This window comes from Alishewanella maricola (genome assembly GCF_016343785.1).
Lineage (GTDB): Bacteria > Pseudomonadota > Gammaproteobacteria > Enterobacterales > Alteromonadaceae > Alishewanella > Alishewanella maricola.
The window spans coordinates 101,123-121,253 of sequence record NZ_JAEINI020000008.1 but is presented as its reverse complement, the minus strand read 5'-3'; the positions used below and the strand labels follow the sequence as shown (position 1 = coordinate 121,253).

At 44.6% G+C, this 20,131-nt stretch carries 11 protein-coding genes; all 11 read left to right on the top strand.

Going from position 1 to position 20,131, the window contains the following annotated elements; genetic code table 11:
- Nucleotides 1-11: 11 nt before the first annotated feature.
- The 11 genes from nhaC (at nt 12) to cls (ending at nt 20,124) form a co-directional block, all read left to right on the top strand.
- Complete coding sequence (gene nhaC / locus JAO78_RS12415; RefSeq protein ID WP_226751677.1) at nt 12-1,481, top strand: Na+/H+ antiporter NhaC; 1,470 nt, start codon at nt 12-14, stop codon at nt 1,479-1,481.
- Nucleotides 1,482-1,722: 241 nt separating this feature from the next.
- A complete protein-coding gene (gene pepN / locus JAO78_RS12410) occupies nt 1,723-4,302 on the top strand; it encodes an aminopeptidase N (RefSeq protein ID WP_226751676.1) in 2,580 nt (859 codons plus the stop codon).
- Nucleotides 4,299-4,523 carry a DUF2835 family protein gene (locus JAO78_RS12405; RefSeq protein ID WP_226751675.1) on the top strand — a complete coding sequence of 75 codons (225 nt, stop codon included), beginning with the start codon at nt 4,299-4,301 and terminating at the stop codon, nt 4,521-4,523. The genes pepN and JAO78_RS12405 overlap by 4 nt, the downstream gene beginning before the upstream one ends.
- Nucleotides 4,524-4,842: 319 nt before the next feature.
- Nucleotides 4,843-6,918, top strand: a complete 2,076-nt coding sequence (locus tag JAO78_RS12400) for a DUF1302 domain-containing protein (RefSeq protein WP_226751674.1) — start codon at nt 4,843-4,845, stop codon at nt 6,916-6,918.
- Between the two features lie 13 nt (nt 6,919-6,931).
- Nucleotides 6,932-8,296, top strand: coding sequence for a DUF1329 domain-containing protein (locus JAO78_RS12395; RefSeq protein WP_226751690.1), 1,365 nt, complete (start codon nt 6,932-6,934; stop codon nt 8,294-8,296).
- A 148-nt stretch (nt 8,297-8,444) separates the two neighbouring features.
- Nucleotides 8,445-9,458 (top strand): WD40/YVTN/BNR-like repeat-containing protein, encoded by a 1,014-nt coding sequence (locus JAO78_RS12390; RefSeq protein ID WP_226751673.1) that lies wholly within the window; start codon nt 8,445-8,447, stop codon nt 9,456-9,458.
- Between the two features lie 7 nt (nt 9,459-9,465).
- Nucleotides 9,466-11,775, top strand: a complete 2,310-nt coding sequence (locus tag JAO78_RS12385) for an efflux RND transporter permease subunit (RefSeq protein WP_226751689.1) — start codon at nt 9,466-9,468, stop codon at nt 11,773-11,775.
- A gap of 251 nt (nt 11,776-12,026) precedes the next feature.
- Nucleotides 12,027-16,853 carry an NAD-glutamate dehydrogenase gene (locus JAO78_RS12380; protein WP_226751672.1) on the top strand — a complete coding sequence of 1,609 codons (4,827 nt, stop codon included), beginning with the start codon at nt 12,027-12,029 and terminating at the stop codon, nt 16,851-16,853.
- A gap of 71 nt (nt 16,854-16,924) precedes the next feature.
- Complete coding sequence (gene pyrD / locus JAO78_RS12375; RefSeq protein WP_226751671.1) at nt 16,925-17,935, top strand: quinone-dependent dihydroorotate dehydrogenase; 1,011 nt, start codon at nt 16,925-16,927, stop codon at nt 17,933-17,935.
- A gap of 98 nt (nt 17,936-18,033) precedes the next feature.
- Entirely contained in the window at nt 18,034-18,549 is a 516-nt protein-coding gene (locus JAO78_RS12370) for a cell division protein ZapC domain-containing protein (RefSeq protein WP_226751670.1), read from the top strand.
- A gap of 66 nt (nt 18,550-18,615) precedes the next feature.
- A complete protein-coding gene (cls, locus tag JAO78_RS12365; protein ID WP_226751669.1) occupies nt 18,616-20,124 on the top strand; it encodes a cardiolipin synthase in 1,509 nt (502 codons plus the stop codon).
- Nucleotides 20,125-20,131 lie beyond the last annotated feature (7 nt).

Genomic DNA, 20,131 nt, shown 5'->3' with positions numbered 1-20,131 from the left:
GCCTTATAACGATGGCAGCGCCAAAATCCCCCAGTATGTTAGATGCGTTAATACCCATGGTGGTATTAATTACGTTACTTGGTTGTTCGGTTTACCTGTTTAAAGATGATTCCTCATACGGGCCCAATCAAATTGCGTTATTCATTGCCGCAGCAGTCGCGGCCTTAATTGGTTTGAAAAACGGTTACCATTGGCAAAGCATCGAACAAGCGATCGTCAAAGGCATCTCGGTGTCCTTAGCCGCGGTGTTGATCTTATTGGCGGTAGGCGCGTTAATTGGTACTTGGTTATTATCGGGCACGGTTCCCACTTTAATCTATTATGGTTTGCAGCTTTTAAATCCTTCTTGGTTTTATGCCGCCAGTTGCCTGCTGTGTGCTATCGTTGCCATGAGTATCGGCAGCAGTTGGACAACGGCCGCTACCATTGGTGTCGCCTTAATTGGTGTAGCGAGTGGCTTAGGGTTGTCTCCCGCTATTGCGGCTGGTGCTATTGTGTCAGGGGCCTATTTTGGCGATAAAATTTCGCCATTAAGTGAAACGACCAACCTTGCTCCTGCAGTGGCTGGTGCCGATCTTTTTGAGCATATTCGTCATATGTTGTGGACGACTATTCCAAGTATTATTCTGGCGCTGTTTGGCTTTGTGATCATTGGCTTTAACAGCGATGTTTCTGCGGATTTCCAGCATATCACTGACATTAGTAACATCTTACAGCAACAATTCAATATTAGTTTATGGTCATTAGTACCGTTATTAGTGCTGTTGGTCATGGCGATCAAAAAAGTCCCTGCATTTCCTACCGTCTTCATTGGTGCCTTGTTGGGCGGTGTGTGGGCGGTATTATTTCAAGATGATCTCCTTAGCCGTTTAGCATCGGATGATTTACCGCGCGCCGTGGCTGTTTTTAAAATCATTTGGCAAACCTTATTCGCCGGCTTCTCTATCTCTACCGGTAACGAAAGTATGGATGACTTACTCAGTGGCGGTGGTATGGCCAGCATGCTCAATACCATTTGGTTAATTTTTAGTGCTATGGTGTTTGGCGCTGTGGTTGAACACATCGGTTTGCTACGCAAGTTTGTTGAAGCCATCTTAAAGTTAGCTCGCAGCAGTGGTTCATTGATAGTCAGTACCATGGGCACCTGTTTAGCAACCAATATTTTAACGGCAGATCAATATATTTCGATTGTGATGCCTGGGCGGATGTTTAAAGAGGAATATGAACGGCGTAATTTGGCCTCCGTAAATTTATCTCGAGCGCTAGAAGATGGTGGCACGATCACCAGCCCCTTGATCCCATGGAACACCTGCGGTGCTTATATGCATGGTGTATTAAATGTGAACCCACTGGATTACTTTATTTATGCGTTCTTTAATTTAATTAACCCAATATTGGCCGTAATTTATGCTTACATGGGCATAAAAATCCTAAAACTGACGCCTCCTAAATCAGTGGCTGAACGCGTATTGGCAAATTAAATTCATTATATTTACTATCTTCGCTGATGCTTAAACGCCTGAAGCTGATGATCTTAATGCTAACGTCTAGTTATGGCGATAAGGGCTTTGTTTTACTTATCCCATAATCTAGCCTCAGGCTGGTTTGTGGTGATAAGTAACGATTTTATGAAAAAGGCGAAAAGCCGCCCGACTGAGTTAGCCGCATCAGATCTTGTTTAGGTTTTTGTTATTGAACAGCGGCTTCAACACAGGATTTTTTATGAACGACACTTTACATCGTCAACCCAAACGGCTTGCAGACTATCAACCTCCTTGTTTTACTATTCGTACCATTGATTTAACCTTTGAACTGGCTGCCACGGCAACTCGGGTGACGTCTATATTGCGTTTTAAGCGTAATATGCCAGGTAATATGGTGTTAGATGGTCAACAATTAATTTTAGAGAGCATTACGTTAAACGGTGAAACTTTAACTGCTGGCCAGTACGAACTTACCGCTGATAGCTTAACGTTAAGCAATGCCCCTGATGAGGGGGAATTAGAAATTGTTACGCTAATTAACCCAGCGCAAAATACCGCTTTAGAGGGCTTATACTTAGCCGATGGTGTGTATTGCACCCAGTGCGAAGCAGAAGGTTTTCGGCGTATTACTTATTATCCCGATCGCCCTGATGTCCTAGCGATATTTAGCACGACCATCATTACCGATAATCATGCATTGCCGTTTTTATTATCAAATGGCAATAAAATCAGTGAGCAAACCTTATCTGATGGTCGTCGTGTAGTGCGTTGGGAAGATCCCTTCCCCAAACCCGCTTATTTATTTGCTTTAGTCGCGGGGGATTTTGATTGTCTTAGCGATAACTTTGTTACCGCTTCAGGGCGTTCAGTGCTGCTTGAGTGTTATGTGCAGAAGGGCGATTTACCGCGAACTGAATTTGCTATGGCTTCACTAAAGCGGGCGATGCGCTGGGATGAGACACGCTTTGGTTTGGAATATGATTTAGATCGCTACATGGTCGTCGCTGTTGATTTTTTTAATATGGGCGCGATGGAAAATAAAGGCTTAAATGTTTTTAATAGTAAATTTGTTTTAGCGGATGCGCAGTCAGCTACAGATTTAGATTATTTTAATATTGAATCTATTATTGGCCATGAATATTTTCATAACTGGACGGGCAATCGCGTGACCTGCCGTGATTGGTTTCAGTTAAGTTTGAAAGAAGGTTTAACGGTTTTTCGCGATCAAGAATTCAGTGCGGATATGGGCTCACCCACCCTCAATCGAATTGATGCCGTTAAAGTTATGCGCACCGCCCAGTTCGCCGAAGATGCCAGCCCAATGGCGCATCCGATCCGACCTGAGCAAGTGATCGAGATGAACAATTTCTATACGGTAACGGTGTACGACAAAGGCGCCGAAGTGATCCGCATGTTGCAAACCATTTTAGGTAAAGCAGGCTTCAGTGCAGGTTTAAAGCTGTATTTGCAACGCCATGATGGCCAGGCGGTTACCTGCGATGATTTTGTTCAAGCAATGCAAGATGCCAGTGGTATTGATTTAACGCAGTTTAGGCGTTGGTATAATCAGTCCGGCACACCTGAGCTTACGGTAAAACAGCAATATGATGCAGCAAACCAGCAATTAACGTTAGATATTAGCCAATTTACTCCTGCCAGTGCTGAGCAAGCAGAGAAATTGCCTTTACTGATCCCGGTACGGATCGAATTGCTCTATCAAGATGGTACTCCCGCTCGGGCTGAGCTATTACTCCTGTCTGAGCAGCAACAACAGTTTAAATTTGATCAAATACCTCAACAACCGTTAGTGGTGTGGTTAGAAGATTTTTCAGCACCGGTAAAATTACATACTAGTTATCAAACAACCGATTTATTAATGATTGCCAGCAGCGCCAGTAATGGTTTAGCGCGTTGGGATGCGATGCAACAATATTGGTCGTTATTAATTGCTGAAGCGATAAAACAGCAGCAAACACCCGTGTTATCAGCTGAATTAATCGCGGTATTTCGTGGCTGGTTGCTACAGCCGTTAGCCGATCTGGCTTTAACGGCAGAGCTATTAACCTTGCCTGATTTTGATACTTTGGCAGGGCAATATCATGAGATCCCGGTAGCAGCCTTATTGCAATGTCTCACCTTGCTGCAGCAGCAGATAGCGAAAAGTTTACAGGCCGATTTTGCTGCTTGTTATCAGCAAATCACTCGCGAGTCTTATCAATACAGTGAACAGGCGGTAGCAAAGCGTGCCTTAAAGCGGCGCTGTTTAGGTTATTTAGCCTTGACTACAGAGGGGGAGAATTGGGTGGCGCAGCATTATCAGCAGGCTGATAATATGACCGATCGTTTAGCCGCGTTGCAATCGGCACAAGCGGCGGCTTTGCCAAGCGCAGCGCAGTTGTTAGAGCAATTTGCGCAACAGTATCATGCCAATGTCCAAGTTATGGATAAATACAGTAACTTGGTTGCCGTTACGCTAAGTGATGATGTTTTTAGTAAGATGCAGCAAGTTACTGAGCGCAGTTGGTTTAGTTGGAAAAACCCAAATCGCATCCGCGCATTATACAGTGCCTTTTCACAGCGTAATCCGCAACAATTTCATCGGGCAGATGGCAAGGGGTATCAGTTACTAGCCGATGTTGTCAGTAAATTAGATCCGGTCAATCCACAATTAGCCGCGCGTTTATTGACGCCATTATTGTCTTGGCGACGTTATGATAAAGCACGTCAGCAGCAATTAATTGCCATGCTATCGGCATTGTTGGCCCAGCCTGGTTTATCGGATGATGTCTTTGAAAAAGTCAGCAAAAGCTTGCCATGAATCGCCAGTACCTGTTCTCCGGTTTTATTTCAACTGAGAAGTGTCAGCAGTTTTACCGCGGTGAAATACGCTATGTTATTGTTACTGCAGACAGTGGCGAACGTATCCAATTGGCTTTTAAGCACTTTAAACCTTTTATTAGTCAATTGGGGATCCGAGGACGATTTCTATTAACCTTGACCAACAACGGAGATTTCTTTAGCTTAGAGAAAATTAATTAGAGTAATAACTTCAAACGATGGCTTGCTGAATATTCTTAATTTGATTTGTGTTATTTCTTTATTAATCAATGCTTTGTTGGTTTTGGTCTCTGGTCTGTCCTGATGGGTCAAACTGTGGTCTGACCAAATCGCATGCCATATTGGCTAAAAAACGAAAAAATGAATGTAAATCAATAGATTTACGCTGTAGCAAGCCTTGCTAACGCCCAAAAATGATGTAATTATTTTAGTGATAGAGTCTGCTTATGCTTGGGCATAAGAAACAGATCACAACTAAAAGAACAGACCATAACCTGTTAGACAGGGGGGAGACAACAACATGTTAAAAAGTCCCAACCGCTTTGCAAAAAGCCCATTAGCTGCGGGTGTCACTGCCGCGCTGCTCATGCTCGCCTATGCACCTGCACAGGCAGCATCCTTTAGCTTAGGTGATGTTGATATCGTTTTCGATTCAACTTTCTCATACGGTGCCAGCTGGCGTACTGAAGAACGCAACTGGGATACCATTTCGAAAGTAAACCATCCACGTTTTGATTGGACAGGCTATAACGCTGCCACTAACGTGATTTACCCCTCTGCTGATATCTGGGCTCAACCAGGTGCTTATTCAAGCAACGGTGATGCGGGTAATTTGAATTTTGATCGTGGTGATATGTTCAGTAGCTTATTTAAAGGCTTACACGAAGTTTCCATCACTAAAGATAACATCGGCTTTTTTGGCCGGTTTATGTATTTTTACGACACTGCACTGAACAACGGTAACTTTGCTTATAGCAATCCGTTAAGTGGTGCTAGTGTTGACCCATGCGCTGACGATCGTTCAAGCGAGTTAGCCTGTAAAGATATTCGCTTATTAGATGCATACATCTATGGCAACTTTTCTTTCAATGACGGTATGACGCCGGTGACCGTGCGTTTAGGTAATCAAGTACTAAGCTGGGGTGAAAGTACTTTCATTCCACACGGTATAAACATTACACCCGTTGACGTAGGTATTTTACGTGCACCAGGCGCCGATTTAAAAGAAGCCTTTATTCCAACGGGTATGTTTACCGTATCGGTAGGTTTAACTGAAAACCTGTCGACAGAAATGTTTTACCAATACGATTGGCAAGAAAGTTATTTACCGCCTCCAGGCACTTATTTTTCTACTAACGACTTTGCCGGTCGCGGTGGTTATGCACAAAACATTCAGTTAGGTTTTGCTGGTAACCCAGATATTGATCTGGCGTTCTTGCTACAAAACTTAAATGGTTTAGGTGCTGCGGTTGCCGCGGGTCAAGTCAGTGCAGCGCAAGCGGCGCAATTATACTTAGCCTACCCAACAAAAGTTGCATTACGTCCAGCCGGCTCTGCAGGTGAAACAACGCCTGAAAATGGCGGTCAGTATGGTATTAAATTTGAGTATTTTGCACCTAGCTTAGGTGATACCGAATTTGCACTGTATTACATGAACTACCATAGTCGTGTACCTGTTATTTCAGGGGTGGCTTCTAATTTTAGCTCGGCCGCTATTCAATCTGATATTGGTTACTTGGTACAAAACGCCGGTAACTTAGATGCCAGCAATGTACAAAATCTACAAGCGTTCTCAAAGGGTATTTTAGAATACCCTGAAGATATCAAATTGTACGGTTTTAGTTTTAACACTAACTTAGGCACCACCTCTGTAGCGGGTGAGATTTCTTACCGTCAAGATGATCCTCTACAAATTGATGACGTGGAGATTTTATACGCGGGTATGCCAGAGCAGTTAGCCAATGCAGGTTTACGTCCTGATTTAGCGGGTATTTCTCAGTTAGGTCGTGACATTGGCGTAAAAGCTACACCAGGTAACTATGCGCAAGGTTATATCCTGCGTGATACGGCACAAGCTCAAGTCACCTTAACCCATTTGTTTGGCCCAATGTTAGGTGCTGATAACTTTACGATGTTGGCTGAAGTCGGTGGTGTCAGAATCAACAATATGCCTAGCCAAGACGTATTGCGCTTAAACGGGCCCAGCACCGATCGTAGCGGTGGCCCGTTAATTGGTGCTAATGGCGTGTCAGATGGTTTGCATACTGGCTTATCAAATGGTGCTGAAACAAACCCGTTCCCAACTGCGTCAGCCTGGGGTTACCGGATCTTAGCAAAAGCTGATTACAATAACGTGTTTGCTGGGGTGAACTTATCTCAACGTTTAGTGTTATCACATGACGTGAATGGTATTACACCTGACCCACTGTTTATGTTTGTTGAAGATCGTAAGTCGGCATCTTACGCCTTGTCTTTCGATTATTTGAGTAAATGGTCTGGTGAACTCAGTTACAACTGGTTCTGGGATGGTGTTGGTACAACAAACAACATTGCTGATCGCGATTTTATTTCATTCAATATTAAATACTCTATTTAAGGGACGAGCACGAATTATGAAAAAACTCACCCTGTTAGCTTCAGCTGTAGCGTTAGTGTTCAGCTGTAATGCACTGGCTAAATTACCGGCTGATCAAGTTGCCCGTTTAGGTCAAGATCTTACGCCAATTGGCGCAGAACGCGCGGGCAATGCCGATGGTTCTATTCCGGAATGGACTGGTGGTATTAAATCTGCTCCAGCGGGTTTTACCCCGGGTAATCACCATCCAAACCCATTTGCTGATGACAAAGTGTTATTTACTATCAGCAAAGCGAATCTTGAGCAGTATCGTCAGTTTTTAAGCCCTGGCCAAATTGCTTTATTTGATTTGTATCCTGATACATTCAAAATGAATATCTACCCAACACGCCGTAGTGCGTCTTTTCCACAGTACTTTTATGATGCGACTAAACAAATTGCTGGTAGTGCTGAGTTAGTGCAGGGGGGCAATGGTTTACGCAATGCCGCTATTGGTATCCCGTTCCCTGTGCCATCTAACGGTGTTGAGGCGGTTTGGAACCACATTGTACGTTACCGTGGTGTAGCCGCTTCTCGTAATGGTGGCCAAGCTGCACCGACGTCGAATGGTACTTTCACGATCATTGGTTTTGACGAAGAAATCATGTTCAAGTATTCACATCCTGATGCGACGCCGACTGCATTAGAAGCGGAAAACATCCTGTTCCGCTTTAAACAAAGCGTAAACTCACCTGCGCGTTTAGCGGGTACAGCGTTGTTGGTGCACGAAACCATGGACCAGGTGGCAACACCGCGCCAAGCATGGACTTATAACACCGGTCAGCGTCGTGTTCGTCGCGCACCAAACGTGGCTTATGATGCACCAGGTACTGCGTCAGATGGTCTGCGTACCACGGACGATTTCGATATGTTCAACGGTTCTCCAGATCGTTATGAGTGGACGTTAAAAGGCAAACAGGAAATGTTTATTGCCTACAACGATTACAAACTGCATAGCAACACACTTAAGTATGACGATATTTTGCAAGCCGGTCATATTAATCCAGAACATGTGCGTTATGAAAAGCACCGTGTTTGGGTGGTTGAAGCAACCTTAAAAGAAGGTACCCGTCATGTTTATGGTAAGCGAGTATTCTTTATTGATGAAGACAGCTGGCAGATCCATGTAGCGGATTTATATGACAACCGTGGTGATTTGTATCGTGTTGCTGTTGCTCATGGCTTGAACTACTACGAAGTGCCAACGCACTGGAGTACTTTAGAGGTGTATCACGATTTGAACTCTCGTCGTTATATCGCTATCGGTTTAGATAACGAAGACAAGATGTATGATTTCTCGGTAACCCTGTCTGATAATGATTTCACACCAGCTTCGCTGCGTCGTGAAGGTACTCGATAACACTTAGTTCGAAACAAGGCTGGCTAGTAGCCAGCCTTTTTTTTAACAAGACCAGTGTCATTCACTGCTATATTTTAATTAACTGACGCGCTAAGCAGAGTGAACTCAGCTCATGTATAACAAAATTTTTACCGGATGTCTGGCCGCGATGTTCCTGGTTCAGGGTGCTTATGCACACGCCAGCGATGCAGACGAAAACACCGAAATGTCGCCTAAAGCGGCTTATATGATGCCGTTGGCAAGCCAATCGCTCTTAACTGATGTGGTCAAGGTCGGGCAGCAAGGTTTTGCAGCTGTGGGTCAACGTGGTCACATATTGCTGAGCAATGATGCCAAAAACTGGCAACAAGCTACTGTGCCTGTTCAATCATTACTTACTTCGGTCTATTTTACAGACGATCAGTATGGCTGGGCGGTTGGGCACGACGCGACCATTTTACATACTCAAGATGGTGGCAAAAACTGGCAACTGCAGCAATTTCTGCCAGAACAAGATAAGCCTTTGATGGATATTTATTTTTTCAATCGGCAACAAGGCTTGGCTATTGGCGCATACGGTCTGTTTTTTACGACGTCTGATGGTGGAGTGTCTTGGCAACCGACCTTCCACAAAACCTTAGTTTCAGCAGATGACGCTGAATATTTAGCTGATTTAGAAGAAACCGATCCTGAAATGTATTTACTAGAACGCGAGTCGGTGTTGCCACATTTTAATCGGTTAATTGTCAACGATCAGCAAATCATCATGGTGGGCGAAGCGGGTTTTATGGCCAAAAGTGACGACGCCGGCGCTAGTTGGCAGCGTTTAGAAGAATTTTACAATGGCTCGTTGTTTGCTGTGCATCGCACCGAACAGGGCAGTATTGTGACTGCGGGTTTACGCGGGCACGTTTTTTTAAGTGAGGATGATGGCGATAGTTGGCAGCAAATTGATTTGCCGGTGTCTGCTACCCTCAACAGTCTTTTTGCTGATTCAGCAGGTCGACTGTTTATTACTGGTAATGCTGGCGCACTGCTGCGAAGCGAAGATAACGGTCAAAGTTTTCAAGATATGTCACAAGCCGATGGTCGCGCTATTTTAAATGGTGTCGCCCTAGGTGAGCAGTTGTTATTGGTCACTGAGGTAGGCATTAAATTAACACCATTAAGTAAGTCTGAATAATATGAGTATGAATTGGCTGGTAAATAAAATTGAAATTGGCTTGTTTCGGCATCGGCTGATCGTGATTGTGCTTTTTGCACTCACCACGTTATTGCTGTTGTTTAAAGCAACAGACATTAAATTGGATGCCGCTTTTAGTAAGAACATCCCCTTAAAGCATGAATACATGCAAACCTATCTGAAGCATGAAGCGGATTTTGGTGGTGCAAATAACATTCTGATCGCCATGTGCGATGCCAGTGGTGATATTTTCAACGCCAATTTTTTTGATAGCTTTCGTCGTGCCCACGATGATGTGGTGTATACACCCGGTATTGAGCGGGTATTAGTTAAATCTCTGTTCAGTCCTAGTACGCGTTTTATTGAAGTGGTAGAAGATGGTTTTGCTGGTGGCCCAGTGATCCCGGCTAATTTTACGGCTGACGCGCGTGGTCTTGCCAAAGTAAAAGAAAATACCGAAAAAGCCGGTGTGGTTGGCCGGATGGTTGCTGACGATTACAGTTGTGCCATGATCACCGCTTCGTTATTAGAGTTGGATCCAGAAACCAACTTACCCGTCGATACCATTGCTTTTGCCTCGACGTTAGAAAACGACATTCGGGCAAAATATCAATCTGAGCAAATCAGTGTGCATATTATTGGTTTTGCCAAAATGGTTGGCGATGTGGCTGAAGGTGCTAAGGGTGTCGTGGCGTTCTTTGGCGTTGCGATTGTAATCACTTCCATCATGGTATTTTTGTTCTCCGGCTCGTTAATGCTTACAGTATTGCCCATTGCTTGTTCATTAATTGCGGTGGTTTGGCAAATTGGTTTATTAACGGTACTGGGTTTTGGTATCGATCCGATGTCGATACTGGTACCGTTTTTAGTCTTTGCCATTGGTGTAAGTCATGGTGTGCAAATGATTAACTCCACCGGTAAACGGGTTGCTAGCGGCATGAATGCAAAAACGGCCGCCCAAGCCAGCTTCCGCAAATTGTTAGTACCAGGCGGTGTGGCGCTGTTATCGGATACGGTGGGTTTCTTAACGCTATTAATTATCGAAATTGGCGTGATCCGTGAGCTTGCTATCACAGCCAGTTTAGGTGTTGCTGTGATCATCCTGACTAACTTGGTGTTGTTACCGGTGTTAATGTCGTTTGTGCGCTTTAGCGATAAGTACAAGCAAAAAGTAGCTGCGCCTAATCTGCGCGCGGAAAAGGTATGGATGGCCTTATCGGCCTTCGCAACTCGGCCTTATGCAACGGTCATTTTACTCGCTACGGCCTTGTTATTTGCTTATGGCCATTGGCAAAGCCAGCAGTTAAAAATCGGTGATCTGCATGCCGGTGCTCCGGCTTTACATGAAGACTCTCGTTATAACCAAGATACCTTTATGATCACCGACCGTTTTGCAATTTCAGTGGATTATATCAATGTGATGGTTGAAACCATTCCAAGTGCTTGTACTCATCATGAAATAATGGATCGGATCGATCAATTTCACTGGTTAATGGAAAATGTACCTGGGGTGCAGTCAGCCGTTTCTTTGCCGTCGGTATCAAAAGTGATTAACGCAGCCTACAACGAAGGTAATGCGAAATGGCGAGTTTTACCCCGTAACACACAAAGTTTGGTGCAAGCGTCTTCGCGCGTTGAAACCAGCACGGGTTTACTTAACGCCGATTGTTCGGTGATGCCAGTGATGTTGTTTTTAGAAGATCACAAAGCTGAAACCATCGAGCGTGTTGTTGCTGCGGTGAAGCAATACGGTGCAGAATTAGGTGATGAGCAAACGCGGTTTGCGTTAGCGACAGGCCCTGCAGGGGTGATGGCCGCCACCAACGAGGCGGTGAGCGATGCGCAACAACCGATGATGTGGTATGTCTATGCTGCGGTCATCGTATTGTGTTTACTGAGTTTCCGCTCTGTTCGGGCAACGGCTGCCGTGATTATCCCGCTGTATGTCGTATCCGTGTTAGCGACCGCGTTAATGACGAAACTAGAAATCGGTTTAACCGTATCGACGTTGCCAGTGATTGCGCTGGGTGTGGGGATTGGTGTTGATTACGGCATTTATATTTTATCAACAATGAGCCAGCAGTTGCGTGAAGGTATGCCACTGCGCCAAGCTTATTTTGAAGCCTTAAAAGAGCGGGGCAGCGCAGTCTTGTTTACTGGTATCACCTTAGCGATTGGTGTAAGCACCTGGGTGTTTTCAGCACTGAAGTTCCAGGTAGATATGGGGATCCTGTTAACCTTCATGTTTATTGTCAATATGCTCGGCGCTATTGTGGTTTTACCGGCACTGGCGAGCTTCTTTTGGCGCAAAAACTAAGCGATTGCGCTTAACGCGTTTTGACATATTTATGCAGTGATGCAATGAGAAAATGGCCGTAAGGCCATTTTCTATTTAGGGTGCTTGAATAATCAACCAAATCTTCAGGCTAAACACTGGTTTAACCAGCATAAAAGCCAGAAATATCACTTCAAAAGCGCTACAATAATTACTACACTGCACCTGCACCATCCCTTATAATTTTGTGGATCATGCGACCTCGCAGTGATTGATAAAAGGATGTAATAATAATGACCAAGTTAGACAGTCTACCCTCAGTGTTACTACAAAACGTCAGCAAGCTCATCAAACAAAAAGTAAAAGAGCAGGTAACGTTAGTCGAAAAGTTTGCTTTAACCCTCTATGGAAATATGTCCAACGAAGATTTAGTCGGTCGTAATGACAGTGATCTCTATGGTGCTGCCCTCAGTTTATGGCAAACATTAAATCAGCATGCCGATGCTGCCGCACGGATCCGGGTGTTTAACCCTGAACTGGCTCGCCATGGGTGGGAATCTAAGCACACTATTGTTGAGTTAGTTGTGCAAGATATGCCATTTTTAGTTGATTCGGTGCGAATGGCGTTAACCCGTCATGGCATTACCGCACACCTGTTATTACACAACCCGCTGCAAACTAAGCGAGAGAAAGACGGCACCATAACCGATTTTTCAAAATTAGGTCGTTTAACCGATCCCACCACACAACAAACCGTGTTTCATATTGAAATTGACCGGATGACGGATGCTAGCGCTATCGACGCGTTAAAAGCCGAGTTGTTGTCTGTGATGGAAGATGTGTCTTTAGCTGTGCAAGATTGGCAACCGGCTAAGCAAAAATTAGAAGCGGTGATCGCGGCATTACCTAAGCATGCGGGTAAAGCCAGCAAAGAAGACATCGCCGAAACTACGGCGTTTTTAAATTGGTTAGTGAAAGATAACTTCACTTTACTGGGTTATCGCGCTTATGACATTAATCCGGTAAAAGGCGATTACCAAATTGTTGCTCATAAAGACAGTGCGCTCGGCTTAATGCGTCGTTCTGAACCACGTGATTTGATGTTATCCGAATTACCCGAGCGTGGCCGTGTGCAAGCGTTAAATAGCTCGTTGCTGGTACTAACCAAAACCAACAATAAATCTCGTGTACATCGCCCAGCCTATATCGATTATATCGGTATCAAGCGTTTTGATAAGAATGGTAAGGTGGTGGGTGAGGATCGCTTTATCGGTCTTTATTCATCCAGTTTGTACAACAACAGTGCAGCAGATATTCCATTACTGCAAAGTAAACTGCAACAAGTGATGACCCGTTCAGAATTCGCGGTGGGCACACATGCCTACAAAGCGTTATTGAATATTTTAGAAACGTATCCGCGTGATGAATTATTACAAGCGAACGTTGATGAATTATTAGATGTGAGCATGGGCGTACTGCAAATGCAGGAGCGTGACATGACACGTTTATTTTTGCGTGCAGATACCTTTGGCCGCTTTGTTACGGCGATGGTTTATGTGCCGCGAGAACGCTATAACACGCAATTACGTAAAGATACGCAAGCCTTACTGGCACAAGCTTTAGGATCGACTGAGCCAGTTGAGTTTACTACCTATTTCTCTGAATCTGTGTTGGCCCGCACCCATTATTTGGTGCGGATCAATGACCGCCAAGTTGAGTATAAAGTGAAAGAAATTGAACGTAACCTGGTTGAAGCCGCCCGTACTTGGGAAGATAAACTCGAAACAGCCTTAATTGGTGTTTATGGCGAAGCCAAAGGTCGTGACCTTAGTCGTAAGTATTTACATGCCTTTCCACGTGCCTATAAAGAAGACATGTTACCGAATGATGCCTTGGTTGATATCGGTAAGTTAGAAGGCTTAAATGCTGAACATAAGCTGGAAATGTTGTTCTACCGGCCACAAGAAGAGAGCAAAGACAGCAAAGCAGTACGTTTAAACTTATTCCATAAAGATCATCCTATCCACTTATCTGATGTGTTACCGATGTTAGAGAACTTCGGTTTACGGGTTATCGGTGAAACGCCTTATGCGGTGAAGTGTCCGGATGGTTCTGTTAGTTGGATCTTAAACTTCGCTATGGAGTTAACGGGGGAGTTACCGGCCGACTTTGCTGCAGCACAACAAAGCTTTCAAGATTCTTTAACCAAAGTTTGGTTAGGGCAGTTAGAAGACGATGGTTTCAACCGCTTAATTTTAGGTGCAGGCATTACTGGTCGTGAAGCGTCAATTATTCGTGCGTATGCTAAGTATAAACGGCAAATTGGTAGCACCTTCTCGCAGGCTTACGTTGAAAATACGTTCTCGCGTTATGCGGGTTTAGCCAGTTTATTGGTGCAGTTGTTCAGCTTGAAGTTCGATCCAAAATCGAAAGCTACCGCTAAGACGATTGAAAAACTGGAAGAGCAAATTGCCGCACAGTTAGAAAATGTCGCTAACTTGGATGATGATAGGATTATCCGCCGTTTCGTCGATATGATTAACGCAACCTTGCGTACCAACTATTATCAAAAAGCGGCTGATTACAGCGACAAGCCATACATCTCATTTAAGATCAAACCTGATCTGATCCCTGAAGTGCCATTGCCGCTACCGATGTTTGAAATTTTCGTTTATTCACCCCGGGTTGAAGGTGTGCATTTACGCTTTGGTAAGGTGGCGCGTGGTGGGCTACGTTGGTCAGATCGACGCGAAGATTTCCGTACCGAAGTGCTTGGCTTGGTTAAAGCCCAGCAAGTTAAAAACACCGTTATTGTGCCGTCAGGTGCAAAAGGCGGTTTTGTATGTAAAAAACTACCGGAAACCGGCGGGCGCGAAGCCTTTATCAATGAAGGTAAAGATTGCTATCGCACCTTTATTCGTGGTTTGTTAGATATTACCGACAATATCGTGCAAGGCAGTATCGTTCCACCTACTGATGTTGTGCGTTTAGATGAAGATGATCCGTATCTCGTCGTCGCAGCAGATAAAGGCACGGCGACCTTCTCAGATATATCAAACGGTATTTCGGAAGAGTATTCCTTCTGGTTAGGTGATGCCTTCGCCTCAGGTGGCTCTAATGGCTACGATCACAAGAAGATGGGTATTACTGCTCGCGGCGGTTGGGAAGCGGTTAAACGCCACTTCCGTGAAATTGGCATCAATTGTCAAACGACCGATTTTACCTGTGTCGGTATCGGTGATATGGCCGGTGACGTATTTGGTAACGGTATGTTGTTGTCAAAACATATCCGCTTGCAAGTGGCATTTAACCATATGCATATCTTCGTTGACCCGAATCCTGATGCGGCCAGCTCGTTTAAAGAGCGCGAGCGTTTATTTAATCTGCCGACATCAACTTGGGATGACTATGACAAGTCATTGATTTCAGAAGGTGGTGCTATTTTCAGTCGTAGTGCGAAATCCATCAAACTTTCACCACAAATGAAAGAGATGTTAGGCACGAGCAAAGCGACCATGACGCCGAATGAATTAATTCGTGAATGCTTAACCATGCCAGTGGATTTAATTTGGAACGGTGGTATCGGTACTTATCTGAAAGCGACGAATGAAAGTCATGCTGAAGTGGGCGATCGTGGCTCAGAAGCCCTGCGGGTGAATGGACGTGATTTAAAAGCGAAGATCTTCGGTGAAGGGGGTAACTTAGGTGCGACGCAGCGTGGTCGTATCGAGTTTGCTAACAACGGTGGTCGTATCAATACCGACTTCGTTGATAACGTCGGTGGTGTCACCTGCTCTGATAACGAAGTTAATATCAAGATACTCTTGAATGCGCTTGTCACAGGTGGTGATTTAACCATCAAACAACGTAATAAGTTGTTAAACGAAATGACGGATGATGTGGCGGCAATCGTGATTAAAGATTGTTACCGTCAAACGCAAAGCATTAGCTTGTCTTCATTACTCGGCTCTGAGCAAATTAAAGAATACACCCGTTTTATCCACGCTTTAGAAAAAGACGGTAAGCTAAATCGTGAATTAGAATTCTTACCTTCTGATGATGATCTTGCCGATCGTATGGCTAAAGGCATGGGCTTAACGCGTCCAGAACTGGCTATCCTAACGGCCTATGGCAAGATGGTATTAAAAGAGCGTTTAGTTACGCCAGATATCTCGGATAATGCCTATTTCCAACAGTTACTCAGTGGCGCTTTTCCAAAAGTATTGCAAACAAAGTTTGCTGAGCAAATCAGCCAGCACCCGTTAAAAGCCGAAATTATTGCCACTAAACTGGCCAATATGCTGGTTAATGAAATGGGACCTAACTTTGTGCAACGAATGTTCGAAGAAACGGGCGCCTCAGTATCGGAAGTGGCCATTTGTTATGCTATCGTCCGTGAGTTGTTTGAAGTGGGAAGCCATTGGAAACAATTAGAATTACTCGACAATAAAATTGCCGCAGATTTACAAAGCCGTGTGCTGTTCCAGTTACGTCGTACTATTCGCCGTGCCACGCGTTGGTTTGTGCGTCATCGTGACAAGTCATTGGATATCAAACAAACGATTGCTTTCTTCCAGCCTGCTTATAATGATCTGGTTCACGATCTGTCGAAATACGTGGCCGAGCGTGAAATGCAGGAATTAACGGAAAAGAGCAAGGTGTTAACTGAACAGTGTATCCCGGCTGAGATTGCCCGTTATCTGACGCAGTTAAGCACGGTATTTTCGGTAATGGATATTGCCCAAGTTGCGGATAATCAACAACTGCCATTAGCGATGGTGTCAGAAATTTACTTCAAACTGGGCGACAAGCTGGAGTTACATTGGTTCCTCGAGCAAATCACGCGTCAACCGGTTGCCAACCACTGGCAAGCGCTGGCACGTGCCTCTTATCGTGAAGAATTAGATTGGCAACAACGAGGTTTAACTGCGGTAGTGGTGAAAAACTGCGGTAATGCTTGTGATACCGACGAAATAATTGACAATTGGTTAGATCAACACCATAGCTTAGTTGAGCGCTGGCGCTCAATGTTAGCCGAGTTTAAAACAACGCAAAGTCATGAATTTGCAAAATTCTCAGTGGCGATGCGTGAATTGATGTTGTTAAGTCAGTCAGTTTGATGCTGTTGTTTTAGCCTTAAAGTCATTACAATACCCCGGTTTTTCCGGGGTTTTTTATTGCAGGACCAACTATGTTTTATTCATTGACCAAGAAACTGTTATTTACCTGTGATGCTGAACGCTCGCATGACTTCGCTTTAGGCAGCCTAAAACGGCTAGCGCATTCTCCTGTTGCAGGCTTATGGCGGCAACAATTAGTGGCAAAACCCAAAACGATAGCAGGGATCCATTTTGATAACCCGGTTGGTTTAGCCGCCGGTCTAGATAAAAATGCGGATTGTATTGATGCTTTTGGCCAAATGGGTTTTGGCTTTATTGAAGTAGGTACAGTAACGCCACGGCCACAAGCGGGTAATGATAAGCCGCGGATGTTCCGTTTACCACAAGCCGAAGCCATTATTAATCGCATGGGCTTTAACAATAAAGGTGTTGACTATCTCGTTAACAATGTCAAAAACAGCCAATACAAAGGCGTGCTGGGTATTAATATTGGTAAAAACAAAGATACCCCGAACGAGCAGGGTAAAGATGACTATATTCACTGTATGCGCAAGGTTTACGCCCATGCCAGCTATATCACGGTCAATATTTCTTCGCCAAATACGCCGGGCTTACGTGATTTACAATTTGGTGAAGCCTTACTCGATTTATTAATGGCGGTAAAAAACGAGCAATTAGACTTACAAGCTCAATATGATAAGTATGTGCCGGTTTTCGTGAAGATAGCACCGGATATGGATTTAATCGCGGTGGAACAAGTCGCTGATACCTTACTGCGCAGTAAAATGGACGGTGCTATTGCCACCAATACCACTTTAGATCGAAGCCAAGTGGTGAATTTACCTTTTGCCAATGAAGCAGGTGGCTTAAGTGGTTTACCCGTACAACACAAAAGTACGGAAGTCATTGCTCAATTACGCCATAAAGTAGGTAAGGACTTTCCTATTATTGGGGTGGGCGGTATCAACAATTCAGCTTCAGCGCAAGCAAAACTTTCGGCAGGGGCTGATCTGTTGCAAGTTTACACCGGTTTTATCTATCATGGCCCTAAACTCGTGAAAAACATCGTTGAATCGCTATAAAAAAGCGTTTTTAATGTGAATTGCGCTTTTCAAATCTGATCTGCGTGCTATAGTACTTTGTAGTTATCTGTTCTGTTTCAAGGAGTAAAGAACATCAGATGTTAACGCCATCAGAACATTGGGTTTGGTATTATTGCCAAAATTCAGATCGTTTGTTGTTAACATTGAGTGCATCGTCATCGTTCACTTCCGAGTTAACGGGCGCTGTGCTCAATCAAAAAATCGTCTCACAGCCTTTTTCGTTAGAGGAAGCTGAGGCGTTTTGGCGTTTTCATGATGTGTTATTACCTTTGCCCTTGAGTGATGAAGAGCGAGAACAGTTTGCTTTGCACGCCTTAGCTAATCGTTATCGCCAATTATCTGCGCATAAAAGCTGGTATTTCGTTACTCAGCGCCAACAAGACATTGGTTTATATCAGTTAGTGCAATTACAGGGTAAAGATATTATTCCTGCTTTAGTGGTCGCCTCAGACTTAGAATGTATCGAATGTTTACTGCTGACCAAAGGCGAAACCTTAGCGGGTAAGTTGCTCACTCGCGGCAGCGTGATCCGCGTATTGCGTAATCGTGCACAACTCTTTGAAATGAACGTTGATTTTGCCCAAACAGCCTAACGGCATCCCTTCTGCTTGGCGCCATGTTAAACTACAGCGTGGCTTTAAAGGGTAGGTTAACGTGTCATGCTTCGCATAAAAAAATTACTGCAGCAAGCGCTGCAGCGCACTACTAGCGATAGTGATAGCCCTAGCCATTCAGGGTTAAGTAAAAAACGCCGTCTGTTACTACTCTTTCTTGCCTTATTTCATCTGTCAGGTTTGTTGTCTTCAGTTGATGCCTTGATGTCATCTCGTACCGCGCAAGGCAGTATTGCTTGGTTAGTGTCGCTTAATACCATGCCTTATGTTGCCGTGCCGGCTTATTGGATTTTTGGCCGCAGTCGATTTCAGGGGTATGTGATTTCCCGACAGTCTACGGATAACGAATTAGCAGCCAAGCATCAGTTAAAAACCAGCAGTGTTGATCCCTTTATTCGTGATGAAACCTTAGCAGTAAGTCAGTTAGATGCGGTGGAACGACTAGCTAAAATGCCGTTTTTAACCGGTAATCAACCAGAATTATTAATTGATGGTGCACAGAGTTTTGCTAGCATGTTTGCTGGGATCCGAGCTGCAGAAGCGTATGTGCTGGTACAATTCTACATTGTTAGAGACGATGAATTAGGTCGCCAGTTGCAGCAATTGCTGATTGATAAAGCGCGCGCTGGCGTGAAAGTGTATTTTTTATATGATGAAATTGGTAGCTATCGTTTGCCGCATCAGTATATTCGCGCATTACGAACCGCCGGTGTTGATATTCGGCCATTTCAATCCACTAAAGGCCCGGGTAACCGTTTCCAACTGAATTTTCGCAATCATCGCAAAATCGTGATTGCGGATGGTCAATTCGGCTGGTTAGGGGGCTTAAATGTGGGTGATGAATATTTGGGGCAGGATCCGCGCTATGGCGCATGGCGAGATACCCATTTAAAATTAACGGGCCCCGCAGTACAAGCCTTGCAGCTGTCTTTTGTGGAAGATTGGTTTTGGAGTACCGACGGCCTGCCGGCATTACAATGGCAAGCCCAGGCCGCAGCAAAGGGTGATGCTGCGGTATTAATCTTACCCTCAGGCCCTGCAGATCGATTTGAAACGGCCAGTTTACTGCTCCAGCATGCCATACACAGTGCCAAACATCGGTTTTGGATTTCCAGCCCATACTTTGTGCCAGATGAAGGCACATTAGCGGCGTTAAAACTGGCGGCGCTTCGCGGTGTTGATGTACGGGTATTGATCCCAGAGCGGACAGACAATGTGTTGGTCACCCATGCAGCCTATGCTTTTATTGGGCCTTTATTGGATGCGGGCGTAAGCATTTATCGTTATCAGCAGGGTTTTTTGCATGCTAAAAGCTTTATTGTTGATCAACAACTCGCCGCAGTGGGCACCATTAATCTAGATAATCGCTCGTTTCGACTAAATTTTGAAATTACGGCACTGGTGCTTGATGACACCTTTGTACAGAACTTGGCGGCACAATTTCAGCATGATTTTGCGCGGTCGCGCCAAATGAACTTAACCGAATTACAGGCTCAGCCTTGGTGGCATCGTGTGTTTGCACGTGCGGCTCATTTGCTGGCGCCGATCCTTTAGGAGTATT